The sequence below is a fragment of the Pseudomonas violetae genome (assembly GCF_023072615.1).
Taxonomy (GTDB): domain Bacteria; phylum Pseudomonadota; class Gammaproteobacteria; order Pseudomonadales; family Pseudomonadaceae; genus Aquipseudomonas; species Aquipseudomonas violetae.
Genome location: NZ_JAKNRW010000074.1, coordinates 1 through 7,403, shown reverse-complemented (window position 1 = coordinate 7,403; position 7,403 = coordinate 1). Strand labels below are relative to the sequence as shown.

Genomic DNA, 7,403 nt, shown 5'->3' with positions numbered 1-7,403 from the left:
AATCGAGGGGCTGAGCTGATGACTTGCCCGTTCGATCGCGCCCAGGCAACGGAGCAACGCCAACGTGACCAGGCCATTGCCGCCCAGTTGGCCCAGCCGCGCCCGATCGGGCCAAGCCGTAGCGAATGCCTGGACTGTGACAACGAGATCCCCAAAGCGCGCCAGGCGCTCGGTGGAATCTTGCGTTGCGTGCCATGCCAGTCAATTTTTGAGAAAGAGGCTCGCCGATGAGCACGAATCAGGCCGCTCAGGACACCGCCATTGCATTCGTGAAGGCGTCACCGGCCATCGGCGTGGCCGCTACCGGTGCGACAGGTGCCGTCGATTGGTCGGCGGTAGCCTACATGCTGACCGCGCTTTATATGGTGCTGCAGATCGTGCTGCTGGTCCCCAAGTACCGACAGATGCTGCGCGACTGGAAGGGCAAGTTATGAACCTGCGCACCAAGATCGCCGCCGGCGCCATTGCGCTGGCCAGCGCTTCCTTGCTCGGCTTTCTGGGCAAGTGGGAAGGAGAGGGCCAGAACCTGGTGTATGCCGACAAGCTGGCCCGTGGCCTGCCCACGGTGTGCAAAGGCATCACCCGTCATACCAGCCCTTATCCGGTCGTGATCGGCGACTACTGGTCCGACGCTCGCTGTGACCAGGTGGAGCAGCTGGTGATCGAGAAAGGCCAGCTGGCCCTGGCTGACTGCCTGACCAACCAGGCGATCGAGCAGAACACCTTTGATGCCCTGAGCAGTCATGGCCACAACGTGGGTGTGCCCAGCACCTGCGCCAGTCGGGCAGTGGGCTTGATCAACGCCGGGCGTGTTGCCGAGGGCTGCAAGGCCTTGGCCTGGGCGGCTGATGGCAAAACCCCGGTCTGGGCGTATGTCACCGACGCCCAGGGCCGCAAGGTGTTCGTGCCCGGGTTGCACGCTCGCCGGCGCGACGAAGCGAGGCTTTGCAGCCAATGACTATTTCCCCTGTGCGCCTGGTGCTTTTCGTGCTCCTGGTCGGGTTGTTGGCTTGGGTCGGTTTCGACCTGGTAGCCGATCAGCGCGATGAGGCTCGCCGCGAGCGCAACAGCGCACAGGTTGAGGTTAAAGGGCTGCGCGAAGCCGCCCGAATCAGCGGCGAGATGTTGGCCGCTCGCGATGCAATCGACCAAATGCGCACCCAGGAGCTGAACGATGAGAAAGACAAGAACCTTGGCCTGCAGCGCGCTGTTGACGCTGGCAGTCAGCGGCTGTTCGTCAAAGCCACCTGCCCAGCCGCAGTGCCCACCGATTCCGGCGCCGGCCGCGTGGCTGATGCAGGAACCGCCGAACTCGCAGCAGACGCTCGATCGGATTATTTCACCCTCAGAGATCAACTCGCCCTCAGCCGGCAAATGATCCTGGGTCTGCAGGACCACATTCTCCAGGTCTGTCAGCGATAAGCGCTGTGGACCCCCTTAAACCTGAACCATTGGAACAACAGCCATGACCGAACGCCGCGAAATCACCCTGGAAGTGGGCGAGCAGGAATTCAACTTCACCCTGACGCCGCAGGACGTGACCAAGTACTTCAACAGCATGACCGCCAACAACAAGGTCTCGCCCTCGCACAACCTTCTGGTCGGCACCGTGCACCAGGACGAGCGCGCAACCCTCAAAGAGCTTCTGAAAAACCCAGTCATGACCATGCAACTGGTGGGCTCGCTGCTCGAGGAGTACGCCCCAGACATCGACATCATCGTAAAAAAGCGCTCAGCCACGCTGAGCGCCTAAAGGAGGACGGCTTGGGCCAACTGATGGCCCTGACCAACCGCTGGCTACCTGGTGCAGAGCCCACCATCGAAAACATGGGCACGGCCAAGTGGTTGGAAGACGAATACTGGAAACGCATGGAATTCGCCGTCGCCAACGGCATATCCCATGCGTTTAACGGATAGAGAACCATGGCAGATCGCAGCTCCCGTCTCGACTTCATCCTGGCCCTGACCGACAAAGTCACCGCACCGCTGGCCCGAGTGAAGACAAGTTTTTCCGACCTCGCAGAACAAAGCGAGGGGAACATCAAGCAGATGGGGGTGGGCCTGGCCGGTGTTTGGGGCGCGGCCACGGGCATCACTGAATCATTGGCGCCTGCCTTGGAGATGAATCGCGCCCTGGGCGAGGTTCGCTCCCTGGGCGTGGCCGAGAACGCGCTGACCTCGCTGCAGGAAAAGTCCCTGCAGTTTTCCGTGGACTACGGTGAGAACGCCCAGGCCTTCGTGGCCTCGGCGTACAAAATCGATGGCGCGATCAAAGGCTTGGCCGGCAACCAGTTGGCGGTGTTCACCAACACCAGCAACCTGCTGGCCAAGGCCACCAAATCCGACGCCGACACCATGAGCGACTACGTCGGCACCCTTTACAACCTGCAAAAGACCCAGGCCGATGCCATGGGCAAGAACACCTGGGTGGAGAAGCTGGGCGGACAGACAGCGCTGGCGGTGCAGCTGTTCCGCACCGATGGCGCGCAGTTGAAGGACGCCTTCAAGGAAGTCGGCGCGATCGCCACCACCGCCGGCGTGGATCTGGCCGAGCAGATGGCGGTGATCGGCTCGCTCAGCAGCACCATGGAAGGCGGCGATGCCGGCGGCCGTTACAAGGCGTACTTCGAGAACATCGGTGCGGCGTCGGAAAAGCTGGGCATGAAGTTCACCGACCAACAGGGCAAGGTCCTGCCGATGCTGGACATTCTGGCCAAGTTGGAAGGCAAGTATGGCGACCTGACCAGCGCTTCCGCCGGCACCAAGCTGATGGAGGCGTTTGGCGGGGAGGGCGCCCAGGTGATCGGCGCCCTGGCCAAGGACACCGATCGGCTGCGCAATGGTATCGACCAGCTGGGAAAAGTCCGCGGCTTGGAGAACGCCGAGCGCATGGCCAAGGCGATGGTGGACCCGTGGCAGCAGTTTGGCGCGGCGGTGCAGGCGCTGCGCATCGTCTTCGGCCAGGCGTTGATTCCGATGCTTGCGCCACTGATGGAGCGTCTGACCGGGATAGCCGGCACGCTGCTGCGTTGGTCGCAACTGTTCCCGAACATCACGCGGGTGGTCGGTATCACCGTGCTGACGGTGTTGGGGCTGATCGCGGGCATGGCCTTGCTGACCTTCACCGTGGGGGCCAGCAAGATGGTCTGGCTGTCCATGCTCACGATCTGGAAGGTGCTGACCTGGACCGGTTTCAAAAGTATCGCGATGTTCCTCTATCACGTGGTCATGATCGCTGCCTTCACCGTCGGGCTGATCGCGATGGTCGCCTGGATGGGCCTGGTGCGCGGCGCAATGCTGCTGTGGCAGGCGGCGATCTGGCTAACCAACGGCGCGCTGATGGCCAACCCGATCCTGTTGATTGTCCTGGGCGTTGTCGCCCTGGTCGCCGCCGTGGCCGCCGCCATTTACTACTGGGACGACTGGACTACCGCGCTGATGAACACCGAGGCGTTCCAGTGGGTGGTCGACCAGTTGCAGGCCGTATCGGACTGGTTTAGCAGCATGGGAGGCTGGTCCAGCATGGCCAAGGCCGCGTGGGATGGCATCGCCTCGATCTTTCAGAGCGCGATCAATGGCCTGGTCGAGATGCTGAACAAGATCCCCGGCGTGAGCATCGATGCGCGCCTGGGCAGCTTGACCGACTCGCTGCCGGACGGCGGTGACCGCGCCATGGCGGCCAAGGAATCGATGGGCAGCGGAGTGGGTAGCCTCTCGCCGAACCGGCCGACGGCGGTAGCCCAAGGCGGTCTGCTCAGGACCATCCAGAACACCACGCAAACCCAGAACAGGGGCACCCACGTGGAGAAGGTCGAGATTCACACGGCCAAGCCTATGACCCCGATGGAACTGGAAAACATGATCAGCATGGGGGTGGCCGGATGAGCCTCTACATCGATCTGCTGATCACCAACAACGACCTGACCTTAGATCCGTCCAACCAGCCCGTGCTGGTCGAGGACCGGGCCAGCATCGCCCAGGACATTGCCCACATGATCCGCGAAAGCGGTCTGTTGGTGACGCTGGTCGCCGAGCGCGATCGCTTTCGCCAGGCCGACTGCATCCAGCAGCTGGAGCTGCTGGTGGAGACCGATGAGCGTCTGGTACCGGGCACCGTCCGGATCATCACCCAATCCCCTGGCCAGTACCTGGTCACTGCAAAAACCGTAGCATTCGGAGCTGTCGAGGTGGTGTTGTGAGCGACGTAGATTTCAAGCAAGCGCTGGCCGATGCCGGCATCCCGACCACCGAGGCGAAACTGCGCCAGGCTTGGGAGGCGGAAGTGCTCGCCCAGGGCAGCAAGCTGAGCAACACCAGCGCCTGGTCGCCGTTCTGGCGAGTCGTTACCGCCCTGGTGACCAAGCCAGTGATGTGGCTGATCGAGTTCCTGGTGGCCACCGTGCTGCCGAATTTCTTCGTGAAAACGGCTGAGAAGGCGTGGCTGGATATGCTGGCCTGGGCGGTGGACGTCACCCGCAAGCCATCCACCAAAGCCGAAGGGAAGTTGCTGTTCACCCGTAGCGCGATCGCCGGCACGCTGGAAGTTCCGGCCGGCACCCGGGTGCAGTCGATCGCCATCAACGGCAACGTTTACGAGCTGCTGACCAGCGCTGCAGCGACCTTTGTGGACGGGGCGGCCCAGTTACTGGTCCCGGCCGTGGCCAAAGACGCCGGCAGCGGCTTCAACCTGGCGCCCGGTTATTTCTCGATCTTGCCGGAGCCGGTACCGGGCGTGGTCCAGGTGGTCAACGCCGATGGTTGGCTGACCGTGCCCGGGGCAGATACCGAGCACGACGACGATCTGCGTCTGCGCACGCGCAACCAGTTTTCGGCGGTCAACCAGTGGCACACCGATGCGGTGTACCGCGCCATGATTGCCTCCTTTCCAGGCGTGCAGCCTGATGGTGTCTACTTCGAGCACAACGCGCCCCGGGGCCCCGGCAGCGCCAATGCCCTGGTGCTGTTTGAGGCGGATGCCCCGGCGATCACGTACCTGGAAACAATCAACGCTTACATCCGCGACCAGGGCAACCATGGCCATGGCGATGACCTCCTGGTTCAGCAGATGCCGGAGACCTTGCACACCATCAGCCTGACAGTCTGGCCGAAGGCCGAGGTGGGCATCGAGCAGCATGCCGCGCTGTTCAGCGATATCGAGCTGTTCATCCGCGCTGCCTTTCGGGAGAGCACGGACGGCGACTACCAGCCGACTGTCACCTACCCGCAGTCGCGGTTTTCCTTCAGCCGCCTGGGCGAGGAGCTGCATGAGCAGTTCCAGGGCATTGACTCTTTGCGCTTCGAGAATGGCGACATCATCTCGGAATTGACCATCCCGCGCCTGTCCGGAGTCGAGGTGGCCATCGGTGCTTAAGTTGAGTTTGCCCTTTTGGCTGGATGGCCCTGAGCTGGCCAAGCTCAAGGCCGCCGCGCAGTCCTGGTGGAGCAAGGCTGAAGGGTGGCTGAATTGGCCACTGCTGCAGCTGGACGCTGAGACGTGCCACTTGTCCGTGCTCGATCTGCTGGCCTGGCAGCGTGACATCCAACGTTTCCACGGCGAGCCAGAGCGGTTGTATCGGTTGCGGGTGAAGTACGCCTTTATCAACGCCGTCGACGCCGGCAAGACGGCTGGCATGGTCCGGATCTTTCAGCGCCTGGGCGTCGGCTATGTCGAGATCGAGGAGCGCATGCCCGGGCTGGATTGGGACGTAGTGCTGTTGCACCTGACCGACAGCCAACTGAGCGAAAACCCGGTGTTGCTGCGCGTGTTGATGCAGCAGTACGGCCGCACCTGTCGCCGCTACGACTTCGTCACGATCACCCCGGTGACCCTGAGATTTGGCGTGGCCCACTTCAACGATGACCAGCAAACCTTGATCGCCACCCTGGACGAGCAATCGCCTCGCCTGGTGCAGATCAACGAGCTGGCCATCGTGACCATTGTTACTGACCCCCTTTAGGAGCACCCATGGGAGCAAGCATTACCCTCGCCGGCGAAAGCCTGATCGCCCAGAAACAAGGGGCGCAGGAAGTCTTGGAGGTTGCGCGCTTCGTCCTGGCGAACGTGCCTGGTCTGGATCCGACCAGTTCGGTCGATCGTGCCGCCGGCAAGCCGCCTGCTGCGCAGATCGTCCACACCGCCAACGTCAACCGCAAAGGCTACGTGAGCCCGCGACAGGTGATTTACAGCCTGATGGTCGGCTCGGACATTGGTGACTGGGACTTCAACTGGATCGGTCTGGAGACGGCCGAAAATGTGCTGTTCGCCGTGGCCTATGTGCCGCTGCAACAGAAACGCAAGAATATCCCGCCGGAGCAGATCGGCAACAACATCACCCGCAACTTCCTGGTGGAGTTCACCGGCGCCCAAGCGTTGACTGGCATCGTGGTGGACGCGAGCACCTGGCAGCATGACTTTACGGTGCGGCTGAGTGGCATCGATGCTCGCGAGCGTTTGAGCAACCGTGACGCGTTTGGCCGCGTCTGCTTTCTGGCCGACAGTCTGAAAATGGAGCGCAACGCTTTTGACCTGTTCCAGCTCAAGGCCGGGGTGGCCTACGTGGAAGGGATCCGGGTCCAGTTGACTGAACCTGTGCTGACCCAGTTACCCGTTTTGCCGGCCAAAGCCTGGCTGGATGTGTCGCTGACGCGAGTTGCCAGCGATGTGGTCGCCAGCTGGAAAGTGGTGTTCGGCGATGCGAAGTCGGACTACCAGGATAACAACAGTGTCCAGCACTACCTGGTAGAGGTGGCCAGCGTGGCCACTTCGGGCGAGATCACCGACCTGCGGGCCAGTCAGCCGATCACCCAGGAACTGGTGAAGCACTTCGCCGCCCGCGTGGGTGACTATCCGCAGCTGCGTGCTCGAGCAACCACCAAGGAAGACGTGGACCTGGGCGAACTGCCCAACGCCAAGAGCGACGACCCGACGTCGAACAGCAGCGAGGTCTTGGCGACGACCAAAGCGCTGCAGGCACTCAGGTTGGCTATGGATGAGGAACTGGTGGGTATGACCGGCCTTTTCTCCACGCCAACGGCGCCCCCCGGGTGGCTCAAGGAAAATGGGGCGGCCGTGTCGCGTGTGGCCTACGCTCGGCTGTTCGCCAAGCTCGGCACGAAGTTCGGCGCCGGCGACGGCGTCACCACCTTCAACCTCCGAGATTCACGCGCCAAGTTTCCACGGTTCGTGGATGACGGCCGGGGCATTGATGTGGGCCGGACAGTAGGCAGTGACCAAGCCGACGAGACGAGAACCCACACCCACACTGGAAGCTCGGCTGCTGCCGGCGGGCACACGCCTACAGCAACCACCGGTGCCGCTGGCAAGCACGCTCATCTGATTCGATCTGGAATCTATACCCCCGACGGAATTGACCAAGAGGGCTTCGAAGTAGAGCCCCGAAACA

11 protein-coding genes are annotated in these 7,403 nt (G+C 62.4%); all 11 read left to right on the top strand.

What is annotated here, in order from left to right:
- Window positions 1-18 precede the first annotated feature (18 nt).
- On the top strand, window positions 19-231 hold the full coding sequence (locus L9059_RS30335) for a TraR/DksA C4-type zinc finger protein (protein WP_247296363.1): 213 nt from the start codon (window positions 19-21) through the stop codon (window positions 229-231).
- Complete coding sequence (locus L9059_RS30330; protein ID WP_247296346.1) at window positions 228-434, top strand: hypothetical protein; 207 nt, start codon at window positions 228-230, stop codon at window positions 432-434. Before L9059_RS30335 ends, L9059_RS30330 begins: the two co-directional genes overlap by 4 nt.
- The gene (locus L9059_RS30325) at window positions 431-958 is read left to right on the top strand and encodes a lysozyme (RefSeq protein WP_247296344.1); all 528 of its coding nucleotides are present in this window, start codon (window positions 431-433) and stop codon (window positions 956-958) included. The genes L9059_RS30330 and L9059_RS30325 overlap by 4 nt, the downstream gene beginning before the upstream one ends.
- Entirely contained in the window at window positions 955-1,422 is a 468-nt protein-coding gene (locus L9059_RS30320) for a lysis system i-spanin subunit Rz (protein WP_247296341.1), read from the top strand. The genes L9059_RS30325 and L9059_RS30320 overlap by 4 nt, the downstream gene beginning before the upstream one ends.
- Before the next feature lie 43 nt (window positions 1,423-1,465).
- A complete protein-coding gene (locus L9059_RS30315) occupies window positions 1,466-1,753 on the top strand; it encodes a putative phage tail assembly chaperone (RefSeq protein WP_019407714.1) in 288 nt (95 codons plus the stop codon).
- A gap of 20 nt (window positions 1,754-1,773) precedes the next feature.
- On the top strand, window positions 1,774-1,917 hold the full coding sequence (locus L9059_RS30310) for a DUF6890 family protein (RefSeq protein WP_428480310.1): 144 nt from the start codon (window positions 1,774-1,776) through the stop codon (window positions 1,915-1,917).
- Between the two features lie 6 nt (window positions 1,918-1,923).
- Window positions 1,924-3,885, top strand: a complete 1,962-nt coding sequence (locus L9059_RS30305; RefSeq protein WP_247296338.1) for a phage tail tape measure protein — start codon at window positions 1,924-1,926, stop codon at window positions 3,883-3,885.
- A complete protein-coding gene (locus L9059_RS30300) occupies window positions 3,882-4,199 on the top strand; it encodes a DUF2590 family protein (RefSeq protein WP_166571425.1) in 318 nt (105 codons plus the stop codon). The genes L9059_RS30305 and L9059_RS30300 overlap by 4 nt, the downstream gene beginning before the upstream one ends.
- Complete coding sequence (locus L9059_RS30295) at window positions 4,196-5,371, top strand: baseplate J/gp47 family protein (RefSeq protein WP_247296335.1); 1,176 nt, start codon at window positions 4,196-4,198, stop codon at window positions 5,369-5,371. The genes L9059_RS30300 and L9059_RS30295 overlap by 4 nt, the downstream gene beginning before the upstream one ends.
- Entirely contained in the window at window positions 5,364-5,957 is a 594-nt protein-coding gene (locus L9059_RS30290) for a phage tail protein (RefSeq protein ID WP_247296331.1), read from the top strand. Before L9059_RS30295 ends, L9059_RS30290 begins: the two co-directional genes overlap by 8 nt.
- A gap of 8 nt (window positions 5,958-5,965) precedes the next feature.
- On the top strand, window positions 5,966-7,403 hold a 1,438-nt coding region (locus L9059_RS30285), incomplete at its 3' end, for a phage tail-collar fiber domain-containing protein (protein WP_247296314.1).